The sequence below is a fragment of the Rhizobium sp. 18055 genome (assembly GCF_902706285.1).
In the GTDB taxonomy this organism is placed as follows: Bacteria; Pseudomonadota; Alphaproteobacteria; order Rhizobiales; family Rhizobiaceae; genus Rhizobium.
This window is the reverse complement of record NZ_CACSKD010000005.1, coordinates 302922-320451: the sequence shown is the minus strand read 5'-3', so window position 1 is coordinate 320451 and position 17530 is coordinate 302922. Positions and strand designations below refer to the sequence as shown.

The window sequence follows — 17530 nt, the reverse complement described above, 5'->3', positions numbered from 1 at the left end:
CGATGATTTGAAACCCGCGCTGGCCAGGCTTGCGCGGGTTTTTTCGTTTTGACCAGGATGAGGACGCCAGGACCATGGCGAACGATTTCGACAATCTGTCGGCCGATCAGGACCTGCTCCGAGATCGGGGCTTGCGCGAAGAGGACGTTCCGGTCCTGCTCGCAGCGCTGCTCAGCGGCTCCAAGCGGGTCGAGCGCGTGGCCCTGTCGAGCGGCGCGGTCTGGATCAAGCGCTATGGCACGGAGAGCGCGCCGCGCTGGGTGGCGCTGCAGCGCATGCTCGCCAATCTGATCCGCGCGCCCTTCCTGCGCCCGTCGCCGCTCTTGGCCGATGAAGGCATGGCGGCGCGGGAAATCCGCCGTATCGGCCAGTTCGCGGCAAAGGACGTACCGACCGCCCGCGTCATCTATTCCTCCGGTGCTGCCGTGGTCTTCAGTGATGCCGGCGATACCGTTGACAGCCAGCTTTGGGCGGTCCGCGAGCAGGATCCGCAAGCCCATGACGACATGCTGGTGCATTGCGCCGCCGATCTCGGCCGGCTGCATCAAAAGGGCCTGTGTCACGGCCGGCCCTATCCACGCGACATGTTCCTGAAGGATGGTCGCATCGGCTTCATGGATTTCGAGGAAGAGCCGGACAGGGTGATGCCGCTGGAAGTGGCGCAGGCGCGTGATATCTGGCTGCTGTTCCTGCAGGTGGCGACCCGTGCCAAGCTCGGCAAAAAGACCCATGACCGGGCCTACAATGCCTGGGCCGAAACCGCGCCGCCGCAGGCGATTGCCGAACTGCGCAAGCTTACCGGCTTCCTCGGGGCGTTTTTGTCAACTGCCCGGTTGATTGGCCGCCTGCACATGGGTAGTGATCTGCGACGTTTCATCGTGGCGACCAGCTATCTCAAGCATGTTTCGTGAACAATCGACAAGACTGACGCATTTCAAAGACCGACGCCCCTAAGGCAGGAAAACATGACCGAACTCGCAACTCTGGAAAAGCAACTCCTGTCCGACGTCGCAGCCGCGACAGACGAACCCGCCATCGAGGCGGTGCGCGTCGCAGCGCTCGGCAAGAAGGGCTCGGTGTCCGAACTGTTGAAGACGCTCGGCGCCATGTCGCCGGAAGAGCGCCAGACCCGCGGGGCGCAGATCAACGCGCTGAAAACAGTGGTGACCGAGGCGATCAATGCCCGCAAGGCGGACCTCAAGAAGGCGGCAATCGATGCCCGGCTGAAGGCCGAGACCGTCGATGTGTCGCTGCCGGTGCGCTCGTCGCCAGCCGAGCGCGGCCGCATCCACCCGATCAGCCAGATCGTCGACGAGATCACCGCGATCTTCGGCGATATGGGCTTCTCGATCGCCGAGGGTCCCGACGTCGAGACCGACTATTATAACTTCACGGCGCTGAACTTCCCCGAAGGCCACCCGGCCCGCGAGATGCACGACACCTTCTTCTTCAACCCGGATGAGAATGGCGAGCGCAAGGTTCTGCGCACCCATACCTCGCCGGTGCAGGTGCGCACCATGGAAGCCCAGAAGCCGCCGATCCGCATCATCATCCCCGGCAAGACCTACCGCCAGGACAGCGACGCCACCCATTCGCCGATGTTCCATCAGGTCGAGGGCCTGGTCGTCGACAAGAAGGCCAATGTCGCCAATATCCGCTGGGTGCTGGAAGAATTCTGCAAGACCTTCTTCGAGGTCGACAGCGTCACGATGCGCTTCCGCCCGTCCTTCTTCCCGTTCACCGAGCCATCCTTCGAAGTCGACATCCAGTGCGACCGCACCGGCCCGATCGTCAAGTTCGGCGAAGGCACCGACTGGATGGAGATCCTCGGCTGCGGCATGGTGCACCCGAACGTGCTGCGCGCGGGCGGGCTCGATCCGGACGAATATCAGGGCTTTGCCTGGGGCATGGGGCTCGACCGCATCGCCATGCTGAAATACGGCATGCCCGACCTGCGCGACTTCTTCAACGCCGACGTCCGCTGGATGACCCATTACGGCTTCCGCCCGCTCGATATGCCGACGCTGTTCGGCGGGTTGAGCGCCTAAGACGATGCCGACCTTGCTGATCTGGCATGGCTACAAGTTCAGGTTCTACGCACTGGACGTAGGCGAACCACCGCATGTCCATATCGTCAAGGATGGAAAGTCCCTGAAGGTCTGGTTGAAGAGTTTGGAAGTCGCGCAGAACAAAGGGTATACTGATCAGGAAATCGGCAGGCTACTCACGGTGGCATCTGAGCATCGTGACGAATGGGATGACTTCTTTGGCCTTTGAAACCGACGAAATGAAACCAGTCCGCGCTTGGTGCGCCGACGGCGAAGTCTACGTTGCTCTCGCTGACGGCCGCGTCATCGCAACGCCGCTTTGGTGGTATCCCTTTCTTTCGGAACTCGACGCTGGCGAACTGAACGACATCGAACTGATGTACGAAGGAATTTGGTGGACCGCGATCGACGAGGGTATTTCGGTTAAAAGCATGTTCCTGGGCATCAAGGCTCCCGGCGCGACGGCCCCGGAAAAAGCTGCCTGACCGACCAATTGATGATTTTTGAGACGAGAACAACACAATGAAATTCACACTCTCCTGGCTCAAGGATCACCTTGAAACCGAAGCCACCCTCGATGAAATCTGCGTGCGCCTGACCGAGATCGGTCTTGAGGTCGAGGATGTCGATGACAAGGCGGCGTTCAAGCCCTTCGTCATTGCCAAGATCCTCACCGCCGAAAAGCACCCGCAGGCCGATCGGCTCAAGGTTCTCTCGGTTGACACGGGCAAGGGCGCCCCCGTCCAGGTCGTCTGCGGCGCACCCAATGCGCGCGCCGGCCTGATCGGCGCCTTCGCGGCACCCGGCGTCTACGTTCCCGGCATCGACGTGACGCTCGCCGTCGGCAACATCCGTGGCGTCGAGAGCCACGGCATGATGTGCTCGGAAAAGGAACTGCAGATCTCCGACAGCCATGACGGCATCATCGATCTGCCCGAGGATGCACCTGTCGGCGAGAGCTATGCCGCTTACGCCCATCTTGACGATCCGGTCATCGAGATCAACCTGACGCCGAACCGCCCGGATTGCACCTCGATCTACGGCATCGCCCGCGATCTCGCCGCATCCGGCCTCGGCACGCTGAAGACGATGGCCAAGCCGACCTTCACTGTCGAAGGAGAAACCACCACCAGAGTGACGCTCGATCTCGACGACGCAAAGCTCTGCCCCGGCTTTGCGCTCCGCCTCGTGCGCGGCGTCAAAAACGGCCCGAGCCCGAAATGGGTGCAGCAGCGCCTGCTCGCCATCGGCCTGCGCCCGATCAACGCACTCGTCGATATCACCAATTACATGACCTTCGACCAGGGGCGGCCGATGCACGTCTTCGACGCCGCCAAGGTCAACGGCAACCTCACGGTTCGCCGCGCGAAAGACGGCGAGACGGTGCTGGCGCTCGACCAGCGCGAATACAAGCTCGGTCCCGGCAATGTCGTCATCGCCGACGACAACGGCATCGAATCGATCGGCGGCATCATGGGCGGCGAGCATTCCGGCTGCGATGAAAACACCACCGACGTGCTGATTGAATCGGCTCTCTGGGACCCGATGAACATCGCCAAGTCCGGCCGCGGCCTCGGCATCATCACCGATGCCCGCTACCGCTTCGAACGCGGCGTCGATCCCGAATACATGATCCCCGGCCTCGAGCGCACCACCGAACTGGTGCTCGAATTCTGCGGCGGCACAGCTGCCAAGGCGGAAGTCGTCGGCTACAAGGGCTACGAGCCGAAGATCGTCGATTTCCCCTTCTCGGAGGTCAAGCGCCTGACAGGCCTCGAGGTCTCCACGCAGGAGAGCATCGAGATCCTGAAACGCCTCGGCTTCAAGGTCACCGGTTCCGGTGCCAATGCTGACGAACGCGTCTCGGTCGCGGTTCCCTCCTGGCGTCCCGATGTCGATGGCAAGGCCGATCTCGTCGAAGAAGTCATGCGCATCCACGGCGTCGACAACATCAAGCCGGCGCCGCTGGAAAGCCATGTCGCCATCAACGGCAAGATCCTGACGACGCTGCAGATCCGCACCCGCACCGCCAAGCGGGCACTGGCCTCGCGCGGCATGCTGGAAGCGGTCAACTGGTCGTTCATCTCCGAAGATCAGGCCAAGCTGTTTGGCGGCGGCGCGCCGTCGCTGAAGCTTGCCAATCCGATCGCATCAGACATGTCGGACATGCGCCCGTCGCTGCTGCCGGGCCTGCTGACCGCCGCCCAGCGCAATGCCGACAAGGGTTTTGGCGACGTCGCCATCTTCGAAGTCTCCGGCACCTATGAGAACGACAGGCCGGAAGGCCAGCGCCGCGTTGCCGGCGGCATCCGTCGCGGCACCGCTTCGATGAACGGGTCCGGCCGCATGTGGTCGAACGCGGCCAAGGGCGGCGGCAAGCCGGTCGATGTCTTCGACGCCAAGGCCGATGCGCTGGCCGTGATCGAAGCCTGCGGCCTGCCGATGACCAATATCCAGGTCGAGCAGGGCGGCCCCGAATGGTACCACCCCGGCCGTTCCGGCACCATCAAGATGGGCCCGAAGGTCGTGCTCGGCTATTTCGGCGAGTTCCATCCCTCGACGCTGGAGGCGCTCGACGTTTCCGGTGCGCTCTGCGGCTTCGAAGTCTATGTCGATGCCATGCCCGAGCCGAAGAAGAAGGCCACCCGCACCAAGCCGGCGCTGGAACTTTCGCAGTTCCAGGCGGTCAAGCGCGACTTCGCCTTTGTCGTCGACAAGGCGGTCGAAGCCGGCGCCATCATCAAGGCGGCGTCCGGTGCAGACCGCAAGCTCGTCGCAGGCGTCAACGTCTTCGATATCTTCGAGGGTGCGTCGGTTGGCGAAGGCAAGAAGTCGGTGGCCATCGAAGTGCAGATCCAGCCGGTCGAGCGCACGCTGACCGACGAGGATTTCGAGGCGCTGACCCAGAAGATCGTCGCCAACGTCACCAAGGTCACCGGCGGCGCCCTGCGCGGCTGAGGATAGCGAGGCAGGCCGGCGCGAAGGTCGCCGGCTTGGAGCGCCGTCTTCGGTGGGGGTATGTGATTCAGCGGGCTCGCCGACAAACGCCTGCCTTGCGTCCATTGCAGCCGTTCGTTCACAGGAAGTGAGCGGAAGAACAGCCACGTTTTTCGGCCTAACGTGCTGAAAAATGTGAGCAAGCAGCTTGCTGATGGCATGGGTCGGGCCTGCGCAATTCGCAATGAGCCGCCGAGACGCGTCCAACGGAAGCAGAGAATATTTGAATTTTCGCTTGCGCTGCTGATCGGATGGTCGCAAAGGCATGTTGGAATGCGCCGCAGTGGCGTACAAACGACATCGACTTGTTAAAATCGGAAAACGAAGGCCTATTCATGCCCCCCAAGCTGTCTCTCGCGCGCGACCGAATTTCCGTACTTCTGCTGGAAGGCATCAACCAGAGCGCCGTGGACTATTTTTCGTCCTGTGGATACACCAACCTCGTGCATCTGCCGAAAGCACTGGATGACAAGGATCTCAAGAGCCATATCGCCGATGCGCATATCATCGGCATTCGCTCTCGGACGCAGCTGACAGAAGAGATTTTCGAATCCGCCAAGAAGCTGATTGCCGTCGGCTGTTTTTCCGTCGGCACCAACCAGGTCGATCTGGAAGCGGCACGCCGCCGCGGGATTCCGGTGTTCAACGCGCCCTATTCGAACACCCGCTCGGTGGCCGAGCTTGTGATCGGCGAGATCATCATGCTGACGCGGCAAATCTTTCCGCGTTCGGCCTCTGCGCATCAGGGCGGATGGGAGAAATCCGCAGAAGGCAGCCGCGAAGTCCGCGGAAAAACCCTCGGCATCGTCGGCTACGGCAATATCGGCTCGCAGCTGAGTGCCCTTGCGGAAAGCATGGGCATGGTGGTGCGCTATTTCGATCTGTCCGACAGGCTGCGCCGCGGCAATTCGGAATCCATGGCGTCGCTCGGCGAGCTTCTGGAAATCTCGGATTATGTGACGATGCACGTCCCGGAAACCGCATCGACGCACAACATGATCACCGAAGTCGAACTGCGCCGCATGAAGAAGGGCGCCATATTCATCAACAATTCCCGCGGCACCGTGGTCGATCTCGACGCGCTCGCCAAAGTCTTGAAAGAAGGCCACCTGGCCGGGGCTGCGGTCGATGTGTTCCCCAAGGAACCGGCATCGAACAAGGAGCGTTTCGAAACGCCGCTGCAGGGCCTGAGCAATGTCATCCTGACACCGCATATTGGCGGCTCGACGGAGGAAGCGCAGGAGCGCATCGGCGGCGAAGTCTCCAGAAAGCTGGTTGAATATTCCGACATCGGCTCGACGATGGGCGCCGTCAACTTTCCGCAGGTCCAGTTGCCTGAGCGCCCGAACGGTACGCGCTTCATCCACGTTCACGAAAACCGCCCCGGTATTCTCATCCAATTGAACGAGATCTTCTATTCGCGCGGGCTGAATATCGTCGCCGAATTCCTGCAGACCCATGGTGATACCGGCTATGTGGTCATCGAAGCCGAGGACGTATCCGAAGCGGCTGACGACATCCTTCAGGCGCTACGCGAGATACCGGGAACGATCAGAACGCGATTGGTCTACTGACGCATCCAGCAATGGTGCATCATCATTGAGATTGGCAGGCGTGTCACGGCGCCTGCCTTCTGCGCCACAGCGTCATCTTGCTTCGAAATCAGCGAAGAATATCTCCGTCCCGGCAGGAAAATGCTGAAACATGGCGCTATCGCCGCTCTGCGTCCGACGGTCGAAGCCTGGTGACAGGCCGCGCTGAGGGTGAGCCTGTCAGCCGCGAGACCGCGGCCTGTCTGCCATGACTGCGGGCGTCACTTCGCCGAAAATTTCACCGTTACTCCGCGCTGCCGAAAGTAGGCCTGCATCAGCTTCCTGCCGGAACGATTGTTCTGCACGAGCCTCGCGGGGTCGAAATCGGCCTCTTTCAAACCCTCCCGCGCCAACGCTGCCTTGAGGGTCGCGATATGCGCGTCGATATCGGCATTGTCTGCCTGGAGCGATTCGTAAATGCGGTTCGTTGCATCGGCTATGGTCGGTTCGCTCACGGTTGCACTCCTGTCGTTGCTTGGCTGGCGCTTACCACATTTTTCGGCTTGGCCCTATCGTTGGGACGAATGTCCACGACAATAAGTGACGATGGCGTGAAACGCGGCGGGCGCAGGCGCGGCACCGCAAGCACGCGTGCGGGACTTGGCGCGTGCGGCCAACACCGGATAGCATCTTCGCGCCAACAGGAGACATTGCGATAGCAAGTGGTCTTGATAGATTATTCTCATGACGCAAGACCATGAAGTTCCACTTGAGTTTCACATCGCCCGGACCTCCGGTTGGTCGGTGAACCATCGCGTGAATTCCGCGCTGCCCGGCTACCTCATCATCGCTTCAATCAAAGTAACGAATGAACTGAGCGATCTGTCTGCTGAGTCACTATGTTCAATGGGGACTGTGTTCGCGACGGTCCAGCGTGTACTGACGGCGCTTGGCGCGAGAAGAGTTTACATCGCTCGTTATGGTCACTCTCCTGGGTATCCGATCCATTTCCACGCGATCCCGATATATGGTTGGGTTGAAGACCTTTTCTGGCAGGATAACCGTTACCGGTTGCTCGAACAGTTTGCAGATGGTCCCGGAGAGACGCCGACTGACGGAGCGGAGCTAACCTTCTTTGTTTGGCGCGAATTCTGCGAACGGATTAATCCGCCCCCAATCACAGGGCCATCGGTGGCGGATACTATCGCGATCCTACGTCAAGCAATCCAATTTTGATGCGACCGGATGTCGGCAACGGGCCGAGAGCAGTCAGGCTGCCCCGCCATCAATGCCCCACACGGGTTCCCGCTTTGTCGCCCGCAGCCGGCCCGCCGGCCACAGCCTCACGCCGCCCGGTAGACCCGCGCCACCGCACCACCCGGAAAGGCCCTCGCACGTTCCAGCTTCAGAGACATCGGCGCGGCAAGCTCGGAGAACACAGGCAGGCCGTTGCCCAGCGCCACGGGATGCACCAGCAGCACGAACCGGTCGATCAGTCGCGCGGCAACCAGACTGCGGGCGAAGCGCGCACCGCCATGGGCGATGATCGGCTTTCCCCCTTGGGCTTTCAGTGCCGTGATTTCCGCCGCCAGCTCGCCGCTCGCCACATGGGTCTGCGCCCAGCTCCCGGCACCGGGCTGCAACGCCGCGGACGATGCGGTCCCGGTCCCGGCGCCGGCATCATCGCGCGCGGTCTTGACGCTCGTCAGGATCGCCTGCCCCTGACGCGAGAACACCGCCTTCGGGATCTCGTTCATCGGCGGCGCGAACATGTCGGTGGCGGTCGGCCAGTGGGCGGCCATGTCGCGGAAGGTGCGGCTGCCCATGATGTGCAGTCCGGCGGTCCACAGGGTCTCGACGCTCCAGGCCTTCGCCTCCGCATCGCCGCCGAACATCCATCTGTTTCGGCCCTCCAGATCGCTGACGAAACCGTCGATCGATATCGACATCTTCAAGATCAGCTCTCTCATGGCTTCCTCCTCGCTGCGATGCTCAACCAAGGACGGCCCGGATCGCCAGGTCCCGACAGTGCTTGCTCAATTTTCGTGATAGCCTTTGCCGTCGAGGGCGGTGTGGCAGAGGTGGCAAGCCAGGGCACAGTGCCAAAGCGCGCAGGCGCTGCGATGGCTTGTTGCCGCTGACCCCAGACTCTCCCCTCATTCTCGCCCTGTGGCGGGAACCCAGCGCATTCAAGTCCTTGAATGCGAAAGACCCTTTTCACCACGCAGACGCGTTTCGGCTGGATTCCCGTGACATCGCTCGGGCGTAGCCTGCGCACAGGTGGAAGAGGCACGGCCGAGGACACATCCAGTGCGCGCGATGCAAGACCTCATCGCCTATTCTCACGCGTGCAGATAGTACACCTTGTTGACGATCGTCCACCGCCCATCGATCTTCAGCATCGACAGGTAGTCGGTAAAGCGCATGCCGGCGAAGTCGTCGCTGACCCGCACGCTCGCCGCATCGCCGACGACATCAAGCGTCTGGATGTCCATGTGCGGCTGGGTGCCGGGCGGTGCCGAGCCCTCGGAGACGATCGCGGCGATGAATTCATCGCGCGTCGACCATTCCACGGTATTTTCATAGTGGCCGATGACAGCGCATTGCGGATGAAACGCCTTTCGCAAGGCCGCTTCATTGGCGAAGGTCATGCCTTCGACATAGAGATGCACCACTGCTTCGATCGCCTGCCGGTCACTCATGGTTTTCACCCTGCTCGCATCGATGCCGCATTATAGCGCCGGGCGGCAGGCCCGCAAGGCGCCCAAAGAGATGATCAGTGCCTGCTTGGAAAAAGTGCCGTCATCGCCGTGCCGAGCAGCTCTTCGGCATAACTCTGTGCGGTTGTGGAAGCCTCGTCAGAAAGGCCCATCTCAGTGCATTTGTTATCGACCGCGTCGCGGATCATATGCAGCACATTGCGGCCCATCGTACTGTCGTCGTCCCGGCCGGATGTGTCGAGAACCAAAGCCAGCGACGTCATCGCCACCACCTCCAGCACCAGCAGTCGCCCTTCCATTTCCGAGAGGCCGGCGCGGACTTTCTGTTGTTCGTCCCGTTTCGCGGCTGGCATTGTCGTTTCCTTCCTTTGCAACGGAAGGTTTACCTAGCGCTTCCACGTTGAATGAGAAGGTCTGGCCTGCCACAAAGCGGCCAGCCATCCGGGCGATCTCGTCCACCACCGCTGCATCAAGCGCAGCCTTATGCAGGTGCTGGTGGGCTGGTGCCCGCCATACCCCGGCCCATTCCTCTACTACCCCAGCCGCCGCCAGATGCGCCGGGCGCTCCGCGCCTTCATCGATGTCTTCAAATTTGCACCATAGCAGTTGACGGAATCGGGTTGCGCCGAGGTCATTTGCGCGAAAGGATCGGGCGTGGATGGAGGGCATAGCCGCATGAAAAAGCCGGGATCGATGAAGGGGCTGGAGGATCTCGGCCGGGTGCGGCTGTCGCAAAATTTCTTCCTGCGTGATTTCCTGCATTCCGAGATCGCCGATTTCTATCGTATCCCGAATATCCCCGATGACCCGGATCTCGCCATCGAGGCAGGCACGCGGCTGTGCGAGGAACTGCTGGAGCCGTTGCAGCAGGCATTCGGCCGCCTGCATATCCGCTCCGGCTATCGCTCCGCCGAGGTCAACCAGTTCGGCAACCGCAACAAGCTCAACTGCTCGACAAACGAAAGGACGGCGGCCGATCACATCTGGGATCGCCGCGACGCCGAAGGTTTTATCGGGGCGACGGCCTGCGTCGTCGTGCCCTGGCTGGTCGATCATTATCGGGACGAGCAGGATTGGCAGAGGCTGGCCTGGTGGATCCATGATCACCTGCCTTACGCCTCGCTCTGCTTTTTCCCGAAGCTGTGGGCCTTCAACATCCAGTGGCACGAGCGCCCGCGCCGGATCATCCAGAGCTATGTCAGTCCGCGCGGCATCCTCACCCGGCAGGGCATGGCCAACTGGGAGGGCGACCATTCACAATTCTATGGAGGCTTCCCGCCGCTCAGAAATTGATGCGGTAGCGGATATGGCCGTCGCTCTTGACGTAGCTGTCATAGAGCGCCTGGGCGCGCGTGTTGCTCTCGCTGGTGTGCCAGTAGAGCCGCGTCCAGCCCTCGGCCTTCGACAGCGCAACCAGATCGTCGAGCAGCGCCCGACCGACGCCCTTGCCGCGCGCTTCCGCATCGACATAGAGATCCTCGAGATAGCAGTCCTTGCCTGCAATCCAGGTGCCTTCATGGGTGAGATAGAGCGCAAAACCCATCAGTACCCCATCGACTTCGCCAACCCGCATTCCGATGGCCGACGCCGGATCGAAGACCCGGCGCCAGGTGTTGTCGGTGATATCGGGCGCGACGGTGACCTCGTAGAAGGCGAGATAGCCGTCCCAAAGCACGCGCCAGCGGGCTTCGTCGTCGGGTCTCGCTTCGCGGATGATCACGGTCATGCCTTGCTCCCTATCTTGGCCCTATCTTGGCCCCATGTTGGCGCCCCATCTTGGCGTGCTGTCAGGCGCCTGCCTTATCGAGCAGCGCCATCGCATCGTCTGACAGCGTGAGGCTTGCCGATTTCGTCAGGCTCTCGAGCTGCGACAGACTGGTAGCACTGGCAATCGGCGCCGTCACCGCCTTCTTGCGCAGCAGCCAGGCGAGCGAGATCTCCGCAGGCTTGGCGCCAGTTTCGGCCGAAACCGTGTCGAGGGCGGCGAGGATCTTCAGCCCCTTGTCGTCGAGGTAGCCGGCCGCCTTGCCGCCGCGCGCCTTGCCTTCGGTATCCGCCTTGCTGCGGTACTTGCCGGAGAGAAAGCCGGAGGCGAGGCTGTAATAGTTGATGACGCCGATATCCTCTTTGACGCAGAGGTCGGCCAGCGGCCCTTCGAACGTGGCGCGGTCGTAGAGATTGTATTCCGGCTGGATCACGTCGTAACGCGGCAGCCCGGCCTTTTCAGCGGCATCGAATGAGGCCTGCAACTGCGAGGCATCAAGGTTCGAGCAGCCGATGGCGCGGATCTTGCCCTGTTGTTTCAGCTTGGCGAAAGCGCCCAGCGTTTCTTCGTGCGGCGTCTCGGGGTCCGGCCAGTGCGAGAGGTAGAGATCGATATAGTCGGTCTGCAGCCGCTTCAGCGACGCCTCGACCGCCTGCAGGATATACTGCTCTTTCAGGCCCTTCTTGCCCGGTCCCATCTCGGAGCCGACCTTGGTGATGACAACCGCCTTGTCGCGGGAAATCTTCCCCTGCTTCAGCCACTTGCCGATGATCTCCTCGGAATCGCCGCCCTTGTTGCCGGGCACCCAGGCGGAATAGACGTCGGCGGTATCGATGGTGTTGAAGCCGGCATCGAAGAAGGCGTCGAGAATGCCGAACGAGGTCTTCTCGTCGGCCGTCCAGCCGAACACATTGCCGCCAAACACGATCGGCGCGACCGAAAGGCCGGTTTTTCCAAGACGACGCATCTCCATGATGCACTCCCTAAAATGTTGAATGGATTGAAATCGATGACACGGCAGAACGCCGCCACCCCTAACGTAGTGCGCTAACGGTCAGATGGAAACCAGCGCCGCGAATTGTGATCGTGCCATTGCGCCGCAGCCAAGCGCTCTCTAAGCTTGGCCAAAATCAGTCCCAAAAATCAATCTAGGAGAGGCTCAAGCCATGCTGCGTTTCGGTATCATCTCGACCGCCAAGATCGGCCGCGACCTTGTCGTTCCCGCCATTCAGGACGCGGAAAACTGTGTCGTCACCGCCATTGCCAGCCGCGACCTGTCGAAGGCCCGCGCCATGGCCGACCGCTTCTCGGTGCCGCACGCCTTCGGTTCCTACGAGGAAATGCTGGCCTCCGACCTGATCGACGCCGTCTATATTCCATTGCCGAGCTCGCAGCATGTCGAATGGTCGATCAAGGCGGCGGACGCCGGCAAGCATGTGCTTTGCGAAAAGCCGATCGCCCTGAAGGCCAATGAGATCGACAGCCTGATCGCCGCCCGCGACCGCAACAAGGTGCTGGTCACCGAAGCTTATATGGTCGCCTACACCCCCGTCTGGCACAAGGTCCGCGCGCTGATCGCCGACGGCTCCATCGGCACGCTGCAGCATGTCCAGGGCGCCTTCACCTATTTCAACCGCGACGCCAGCAACATGCGCAACATCCCCGCGCTCGGTGGCGGCGCCTTGCCCGATATCGGCGTCTACCCGACCATTGCCACCCGCTTTGCAACGGGCCAGGAGCCGCTGCGCGTCCAGGCGGTCACCCGCCGCGACCCGGAATTCGGCACAGACATCTATTCGAGCGTCAAAGCCGATTTCGGCGGCTTCGAGCTGAGCTTCTATATCGCCACCCAGCTGGCCAACCGCCAGCTCATGGTGTTCCACGGCACCGATGGTTTCATCGAGGTGAAGTCGCCGTTCAATGCCGATCGCTGGGGTGCCGAGGAGATCGAGCTGACCAATCGCGGCCACAACCAGTCCACCATCTTCCGCTTCCCGGACAGCCGCCAGTACAAGCGCGAGGTCGAGGCGTTTGCCCGCGCGGCGATGGGAGAGGACCAGGAGATCGTCACGCTGGAAAGCTCGAAGCTCAGCCAGGCGTTCATCGACGCCATCTATCGCGCCAGTGAAAAGGACGGCTGGGAGACGGTCTGACTATTTGTCGCGGAAGACGAAGCGCGAATATCCGAAGAAGCTGAGGAACATCGACGCGGCGGTGGCAAACACCATCGCCGCCAGCGGCTGCAGGTCAGGAATGGCGAGCAGCAGCGCCGCGTAGAGCCCGTAATTGACCAGCGCCGCGGTGATGCCGACCGAGCCATAGCGAAACCCTTCCACGGCAACCGAATGGCTCGACCGACCGAAGGTGAAAGTGCGGTTGAAGGCCCATGTGGTGGCCATGGCAAGCGCGATCGCAATCAGCCGTGCCAGGAATGGACCGAGTGGCGTCGTGTGCAGCAGCAGCGCCAGGATGCCAGCATCGACGACAAAGCCGAGCCCGCCGGCGATGGCGAATCGGATCAGCTTTTTCACGCGGCACCGGCGCGGGGCAGCTGGTGCTGGCGCACGTCGATCTCTTCGACATCAGACGCGAATCCATCGTTGAGAAGATGCGGCGCCTGAAGGCCCATATAGTGGATGCGCAGCTGTTCAGCCCGCGAGCGCGCCACGGAGTCGAGGATCACGCCGGCGGTGAACATCATGAACGCGATCATCATCAGCGTCACCGACAGCACCCATGTCGGCATCCGGCTAACCAGGCCGGTGTGAAAATATTCGAGCAGGACAGGGGTCATGAAGCCGAGGCTGAGCGCCATGAATGTGCCGGTGACGATCCCGAAGAAGGCAAACGGTCGCGTTTCCTTCATCAGCATCGCAAACATCCAGAGGATCTTGGCGCCGTCCTTGAAGGTCGAGAGCTTCGAATGCGAGCCCTCCGGCCGGCGGCCGTAATCGAGCTCGAGTTCGCTCACCGGCAGCTTCAGCCGCGAGGCGTGCACCGACATCTCGGTCTCGATCTCGAAGCCGGCGGACACTGCCGGAAAGCTCTTGACGAAGCGGCGCGAGAACACCCGGTAGCCGGAGAAGATATCGGTGAAATCGGTGCCGAAGATACTGCGGTAGAGGATGTTGAAAATCCGGTTGCCGAAGGCATGGCCCTGCCGGCCGGCGTCGTCGTGCACGCCGCGGCGGGTGCCGACCACCATGTCGGCGCGCTCGCAAAGCAGCGTGCGGATCAGTTCCTCGCCGTCTTCGGGCGCATAGGTGCCGTCGCCATCGGCCATGATGTAGATGTCGGCCTCGATATCGGAAAACATCCGCCGCACCACATGGCCCTTGCCCTGCCGTCGTTCGCGCACCACGTGGGCACCGGCCAGCATCGCGTGAAGTGCTGTGCCATCGGTGGAGTTGTTGTCGTAGACATGGATCTGCGCGCCGGGCAGCGTCGCCCTGAAGCCACGCACCACGGCGCCGATCGTCGCCGCCTCGTTGTAGCAGGGCAGCAAGACGGCAATGGTCAGATTGTCGATACGCGATCCGGTCATGATCACACCTGTCAGGAAGAAGTTGCGCCAACTCTAAAGGATGGCCGTTAACAACGTCCTATGCGGCCGGCCGGGAACCACGGCAGAGGCCGCGCAAACGGGAATCACGCTTTACGCTTTCTTGATATGCCCGTCGTAAGCTCTCGCCGCATTCAATGATGAGATATGCTTCATGGCGACTGTTGCCCCGATGATTGGCGAAACAACATCCATGTCTGTACGCCAAAGGCTGCAGACGGCCATGGCAAGGCTCTGGCCTTCTGTCATCGGCTACAGCCTGTTGCTGATGATCGCGATCGTCGCGTTGAAGATCCCCGATGCCAAGGACTATGTCGGCGCCGATAATGACGACGGCATGCGCCTCGTCGAGGTGCGCGATTTCCTCAACGGCCAGGGCTGGTTCGACCTCATGCAGTATCGCATGGGCCTCGGCCAGGGCACGCTGATGCACTGGTCGCGGCTGATCGATCTGCCGATCGCCACGCTGATCAGGTTCTTCGGTCTATTCCTGGCGCCGCAGCGCGCCGAAGCTGCAGCGCTGCTGATCTGGCCTTTCTCGCTGATCATCCCGAGCCTCTGGGGCATGGGCCTCGCCGGCCGGCGCGTCGGCGGCGTCTTCGGCATGCACATCGCATTGGGGCTGGCGAGCTTCCTGCTCGTCACCAGCAACCGCTTCCTGCCGGGTTCGATCGATCATCACAACGCCCAGTTTGCCCTGGTGGCAATCATGACCGCGATGCTGCTCGATGAGGATCACAAGCCGCTGAGCTACGCGATTGCCGCCTTCTGCGCAGCGCTGGCCATTGCCATCGGCGCCGAAACCACGCCTTTCGTCGCCGGCGTCTGCCTGGTTGTCTCTCTCGCATGGGCCTGGGATGGCGAGACATTTGCGCCCGCCGCCAAGGCTTTCGGCCTGACGCTGGCGCTGTCGATCAGCCTGTTCTTCTTCGGCACCGTGCCGCCGCGGCTTTACGCATCGGTCACCTGCGACAACCTCTCGCTTGGCTATTACAGCCTGGCGGCGATCGGCGGTGGCCTTCTGTTGTTTGCCGCAGCCTTTGCCAGCCGCGCCAGCCGTCTTGTCCGCTTCGGTGCATTGGCAGGCGTTGGCGCCGCAGTGCTCGCCTCTGCCCTCATCATCGCGCCGCAGTGCCTGCACAATCCGCTGGCCGATCTCGATCCGATGCTGATCGAGCTGTGGCTGAACAAGGTTCAGGAAGCGCAATCGATTTTCGTGGCCAATCGTGACGACCCCTATACCACAGGGTTTTTCTACGCGACCGGCGTGTTTGCCATCGCCGTCTGCCTCTTCCGCCTCGTCTATGCCGACCGGGTCCGCATCCATCTGATCCTGCTGTTCCTGCTGCTGATCAGCTGGTCTATCGCGGCGATACAGATCCGCGGCGCGATGTTCTCCAATCTTCTCGCCGTCTTCCCGCTGGCGCTGCTGATCATCGATATCCGCCGTGTCTCCAATGCCGATAGCGACAATGGCGCGGCGGCCCTCAGCTACATCCTGACGGTTCTCCTCAGCGTCGCCGCTGTCTGGGGGCTGGTCGGTGGCTTTATTGGCGCGCATCTGAACAGCAGCCTCGCCGCGGCGCAGGCACAGGCGAAGGACAAGCCGAGCTGCGCATCGCGCGAGATGATCGCACCATTGGCAGCGCTGCCGCCCGGTCTTGTCGCCGCACCGTCCGAGATGGGTGTCTCGATCCTGCGCTTCACCGACAATCGCATTCTGGCTGCCCCATACCATCGCAATCAGGGTGGAATGCTGACGGAAATGCATATCGGCCTTGCCGATCCCGCCGAGGCCGAGGCCTTTCTGCGCGGCACAGGTGTGACGGTGCTGGCCTTCTGCAAGGATTTCTCGCAGACACTCCAGATCGCCAAGCTCAAGCCCGATGGCCTCTACGCACAGCTGGAAAAGGGCGACGTGCCGTCCTATCTGAAGCCGCTGCCGAAGCCCGATGGCGCGCCGGTCCAGTTCTTCCGCTACGTCCCGTCTGGCAGCTGACCGTCAGACCAGTCCGACGATAGCGGCGGCGGTCGTCCCGGTCGCCAGCACGCGCGATACCCGCACCGGCAACAGCGCGCCATCGGCCACCGCCTCGAACGTCAGCGCCACGCCGGAGACCATCTCCACGGCGAGGCTGCCACCACTGCCGACAAACAGCGCCCGCGTGGTTTCCGGCAGCAGCAGCGTATCGTCGGGGACAATGGCAAAGCCGGAACTGGCGGGACCGGTGAGGGAAGGGGCGTGCGAGGCAAAACGATCGGACATGGGAACTCCTTGGGTTGTCCCGACATGATCGCGTTGAATGGGGAAACGGGGAAAATTGACGGAGGTATGTTGCTATTGCGTGCGCGAATTACTCAGTTAAGATGTTGAAAAATATGTGTAGTTATGGATGCATGTACCGCTTTGGCGAAATTAACATGTCCCCACACGCCGCTGCTGATATCCGAGCGATGGTCCTTTAGCCAACAATCGTTCCTTGATGAAACGCAATTCGCCAGCTGCCGCGTTCGCGTCGCCAAAGCGTGACCCGGCGCGTCGTACGATTGGGCTCACTCAGTGTGTAGGAAACCAGGAAAAGTGACTCTGCCAGGCATTGGATCGAGAAGTTCCGGCACGGCCACTCATGTGGCTCGGGCGCATTGTAGCGTTCGAGTAGGCTGGCAATGACGAATTCTCGTGTGTAGATCTGCCCACTGGCCCCGATCTCCCAGAAATCCTCGCAGGTCATCTGCTCCAGCGCTACGCAATCTGTACCAAACTGCCGACGATGAAAGATCGGTTCGCGCTCTTTCAATTCATTCAGTATCTGCTCAAGCGCATCGGCGTCCATTCGATGACTTTCTGCTGAAATTGATTGCGCCCGAAGATATTACGATCGAACTGACGATCTCGAAACTATCCC

At 61.5% G+C, this 17530-nt stretch carries 20 protein-coding genes and 1 pseudogene; 11 read left to right on the top strand and 10 right to left on the bottom strand.

All coding sequences use genetic code 11. From position 1 onward, the window contains the following. The first annotated feature begins 74 nt into the window (after positions 1–74). The 6 genes from GVL52_RS12210 (at position 75) to serA (ending at position 6619) form a co-directional block, all read left to right on the top strand. A complete protein-coding gene (locus tag GVL52_RS12210; RefSeq protein ID WP_160007336.1) occupies positions 75–911 on the top strand; it encodes a serine/threonine protein phosphatase in 837 nt (278 codons plus the stop codon). 54 nt (positions 912–965) lie between these two features. After that, positions 966–2048 (top strand): phenylalanine--tRNA ligase subunit alpha, encoded by a 1083-nt coding sequence (pheS, locus tag GVL52_RS12205; protein WP_160007334.1) that lies wholly within the window; start codon positions 966–968, stop codon positions 2046–2048. Between the two features lie 4 nt (positions 2049–2052). Continuing rightward, on the top strand, positions 2053–2277 hold the full coding sequence (locus GVL52_RS12200; RefSeq protein ID WP_160007332.1) for a DUF4160 domain-containing protein: 225 nt from the start codon (positions 2053–2055) through the stop codon (positions 2275–2277). Next, positions 2258–2533, top strand: coding sequence for a DUF2442 domain-containing protein (locus tag GVL52_RS12195; RefSeq protein WP_244619156.1), 276 nt, complete (start codon positions 2258–2260; stop codon positions 2531–2533). Before GVL52_RS12200 ends, GVL52_RS12195 begins: the two co-directional genes overlap by 20 nt. Before the next feature lie 37 nt (positions 2534–2570). Next, a complete protein-coding gene (pheT, locus tag GVL52_RS12190; protein ID WP_160007330.1) occupies positions 2571–5006 on the top strand; it encodes a phenylalanine--tRNA ligase subunit beta in 2436 nt (811 codons plus the stop codon). A gap of 374 nt (positions 5007–5380) precedes the next feature. Further along, a complete protein-coding gene (gene serA / locus GVL52_RS12185) occupies positions 5381–6619 on the top strand; it encodes a phosphoglycerate dehydrogenase (protein ID WP_160007328.1) in 1239 nt (412 codons plus the stop codon). 239 nt (positions 6620–6858) lie between these two features. On the opposite strand, the gene GVL52_RS12180 is transcribed toward serA, so the two are convergent. Further along, positions 6859–7092, bottom strand: a complete 234-nt coding sequence (locus GVL52_RS12180; RefSeq protein ID WP_160007326.1) for a hypothetical protein — start codon at positions 7090–7092, stop codon at positions 6859–6861. A gap of 229 nt (positions 7093–7321) precedes the next feature. On the opposite strand from GVL52_RS12180, the gene GVL52_RS12175 reads away from it, so the two are divergent. After that, positions 7322–7813 (top strand): HIT family protein, encoded by a 492-nt coding sequence (locus tag GVL52_RS12175; protein WP_160007324.1) that lies wholly within the window; start codon positions 7322–7324, stop codon positions 7811–7813. A 107-nt stretch (positions 7814–7920) separates the two neighbouring features. Here GVL52_RS12175 and GVL52_RS12170 read toward each other — a convergent pair whose 3' ends face one another. From GVL52_RS12170 to GVL52_RS12160, 3 genes are all read right to left on the bottom strand, one after another. After that, positions 7921–8547, bottom strand: a complete 627-nt coding sequence (locus tag GVL52_RS12170; RefSeq protein ID WP_160007322.1) for a dihydrofolate reductase family protein — start codon at positions 8545–8547, stop codon at positions 7921–7923. Positions 8548–8919: 372 nt separating this feature from the next. Further along, complete coding sequence (locus GVL52_RS12165; protein WP_160007320.1) at positions 8920–9279, bottom strand: nuclear transport factor 2 family protein; 360 nt, start codon at positions 9277–9279, stop codon at positions 8920–8922. 74 nt (positions 9280–9353) lie between these two features. After that, positions 9354–9650 carry a hypothetical protein gene (locus GVL52_RS12160; protein ID WP_160007318.1) on the bottom strand — a complete coding sequence of 99 codons (297 nt, stop codon included), beginning with the start codon at positions 9648–9650 and terminating at the stop codon, positions 9354–9356. Between the two features lie 124 nt (positions 9651–9774). Between GVL52_RS12160 and GVL52_RS30880 the strand changes: the two are divergent. Further along, positions 9775–9900 (top strand): annotated as a pseudogene (locus GVL52_RS30880) (LysR family transcriptional regulator); the annotation flags it as partial. Positions 9901–9972: 72 nt separating this feature from the next. After that, complete coding sequence (locus GVL52_RS12155; protein ID WP_160007316.1) at positions 9973–10590, top strand: hypothetical protein; 618 nt, start codon at positions 9973–9975, stop codon at positions 10588–10590. Here GVL52_RS12155 and GVL52_RS12150 read toward each other — a convergent pair. Then, positions 10580–11023 (bottom strand): GNAT family N-acetyltransferase, encoded by a 444-nt coding sequence (locus GVL52_RS12150; RefSeq protein WP_160007314.1) that lies wholly within the window; start codon positions 11021–11023, stop codon positions 10580–10582. The genes GVL52_RS12155 and GVL52_RS12150 overlap by 11 nt on opposite strands. A gap of 61 nt (positions 11024–11084) precedes the next feature. After that, complete coding sequence (locus GVL52_RS12145) at positions 11085–12035, bottom strand: aldo/keto reductase (RefSeq protein ID WP_160007312.1); 951 nt, start codon at positions 12033–12035, stop codon at positions 11085–11087. Between the two features lie 193 nt (positions 12036–12228). Between GVL52_RS12145 and GVL52_RS12140 the strand changes: the two genes are divergently transcribed. Beyond that, positions 12229–13215 carry a Gfo/Idh/MocA family protein gene (locus GVL52_RS12140; RefSeq protein WP_160007310.1) on the top strand — a complete coding sequence of 329 codons (987 nt, stop codon included), beginning with the start codon at positions 12229–12231 and terminating at the stop codon, positions 13213–13215. Here GVL52_RS12140 and GVL52_RS12135 read toward each other — a convergent pair whose 3' ends face one another. Further along, positions 13216–13593: a GtrA family protein gene (locus tag GVL52_RS12135; protein ID WP_160007308.1), complete on the bottom strand. Its 378-nt coding sequence runs from the start codon at positions 13591–13593 to the stop codon at positions 13216–13218. Continuing rightward, complete coding sequence (locus tag GVL52_RS12130) at positions 13590–14606, bottom strand: glycosyltransferase (protein WP_160007306.1); 1017 nt, start codon at positions 14604–14606, stop codon at positions 13590–13592. Before GVL52_RS12130 ends, GVL52_RS12135 begins: the two co-directional genes overlap by 4 nt. A 172-nt stretch (positions 14607–14778) precedes the next feature. Here GVL52_RS12130 and GVL52_RS12125 point away from each other — a divergent pair, with 172 nt between their 5' ends. Further along, positions 14779–16623, top strand: a complete 1845-nt coding sequence (locus tag GVL52_RS12125) for a hypothetical protein (RefSeq protein WP_160007304.1) — start codon at positions 14779–14781, stop codon at positions 16621–16623. Positions 16624–16626: 3 nt separating this feature from the next. Here the strand turns inward: GVL52_RS12125 and GVL52_RS12120 are convergent, their stop codons facing one another. Both GVL52_RS12120 and GVL52_RS12115 read right to left on the bottom strand, forming a co-directional pair. Continuing rightward, entirely contained in the window at positions 16627–16890 is a 264-nt protein-coding gene (locus GVL52_RS12120; protein ID WP_160007302.1) for a hypothetical protein, read from the bottom strand. Positions 16891–17086: 196 nt separating this feature from the next. Beyond that, positions 17087–17458, bottom strand: coding sequence for a DUF4440 domain-containing protein (locus GVL52_RS12115; protein WP_160007300.1), 372 nt, complete (start codon positions 17456–17458; stop codon positions 17087–17089). Positions 17459–17530: the final 72 nt, after the last annotated feature.

Bases quoted from the DNA above. Each gene is read 5' to 3' on its own strand.
- GVL52_RS12210 (WP_160007336.1), top strand. From the start codon at position 75: ATGGCGAACGATTTCGACAATCTGTCGGCCGATCAGGACCTGCTCCGA.
- pheS (WP_160007334.1), top strand. From the start codon at position 966: ATGACCGAACTCGCAACTCTGGAAAAGCAACTCCTGTCCGACGTCGCA.
- GVL52_RS12200 (WP_160007332.1), top strand. From the start codon at position 2,053: ATGCCGACCTTGCTGATCTGGCATGGCTACAAGTTCAGGTTCTACGCA.
- GVL52_RS12195 (WP_244619156.1), top strand. From the start codon at position 2,258: ATGACTTCTTTGGCCTTTGAAACCGACGAAATGAAACCAGTCCGCGCT.
- pheT (WP_160007330.1), top strand. From the start codon at position 2,571: ATGAAATTCACACTCTCCTGGCTCAAGGATCACCTTGAAACCGAAGCC.
- serA (WP_160007328.1), top strand. From the start codon at position 5,381: ATGCCCCCCAAGCTGTCTCTCGCGCGCGACCGAATTTCCGTACTTCTG.
- GVL52_RS12175 (WP_160007324.1), top strand. From the start codon at position 7,322: ATGACGCAAGACCATGAAGTTCCACTTGAGTTTCACATCGCCCGGACC.
- GVL52_RS12170 (WP_160007322.1), bottom strand. From the start codon at position 8,547: ATGAGAGAGCTGATCTTGAAGATGTCGATATCGATCGACGGTTTCGTC.
- GVL52_RS12165 (WP_160007320.1), bottom strand. From the start codon at position 9,279: ATGAGTGACCGGCAGGCGATCGAAGCAGTGGTGCATCTCTATGTCGAA.
- GVL52_RS12160 (WP_160007318.1), bottom strand. From the start codon at position 9,650: ATGCCAGCCGCGAAACGGGACGAACAACAGAAAGTCCGCGCCGGCCTC.
- GVL52_RS12155 (WP_160007316.1), top strand. From the start codon at position 9,973: ATGAAAAAGCCGGGATCGATGAAGGGGCTGGAGGATCTCGGCCGGGTG.
- GVL52_RS12150 (WP_160007314.1), bottom strand. From the start codon at position 11,023: ATGACCGTGATCATCCGCGAAGCGAGACCCGACGACGAAGCCCGCTGG.
- GVL52_RS12145 (WP_160007312.1), bottom strand. From the start codon at position 12,035: ATGGAGATGCGTCGTCTTGGAAAAACCGGCCTTTCGGTCGCGCCGATC.
- GVL52_RS12140 (WP_160007310.1), top strand. From the start codon at position 12,229: ATGCTGCGTTTCGGTATCATCTCGACCGCCAAGATCGGCCGCGACCTT.
- GVL52_RS12130 (WP_160007306.1), bottom strand. From the start codon at position 14,606: ATGACCGGATCGCGTATCGACAATCTGACCATTGCCGTCTTGCTGCCC.
- GVL52_RS12125 (WP_160007304.1), top strand. From the start codon at position 14,779: ATGGCGACTGTTGCCCCGATGATTGGCGAAACAACATCCATGTCTGTA.
- GVL52_RS12120 (WP_160007302.1), bottom strand. From the start codon at position 16,890: ATGTCCGATCGTTTTGCCTCGCACGCCCCTTCCCTCACCGGTCCCGCC.
- GVL52_RS12115 (WP_160007300.1), bottom strand. From the start codon at position 17,458: ATGGACGCCGATGCGCTTGAGCAGATACTGAATGAATTGAAAGAGCGC.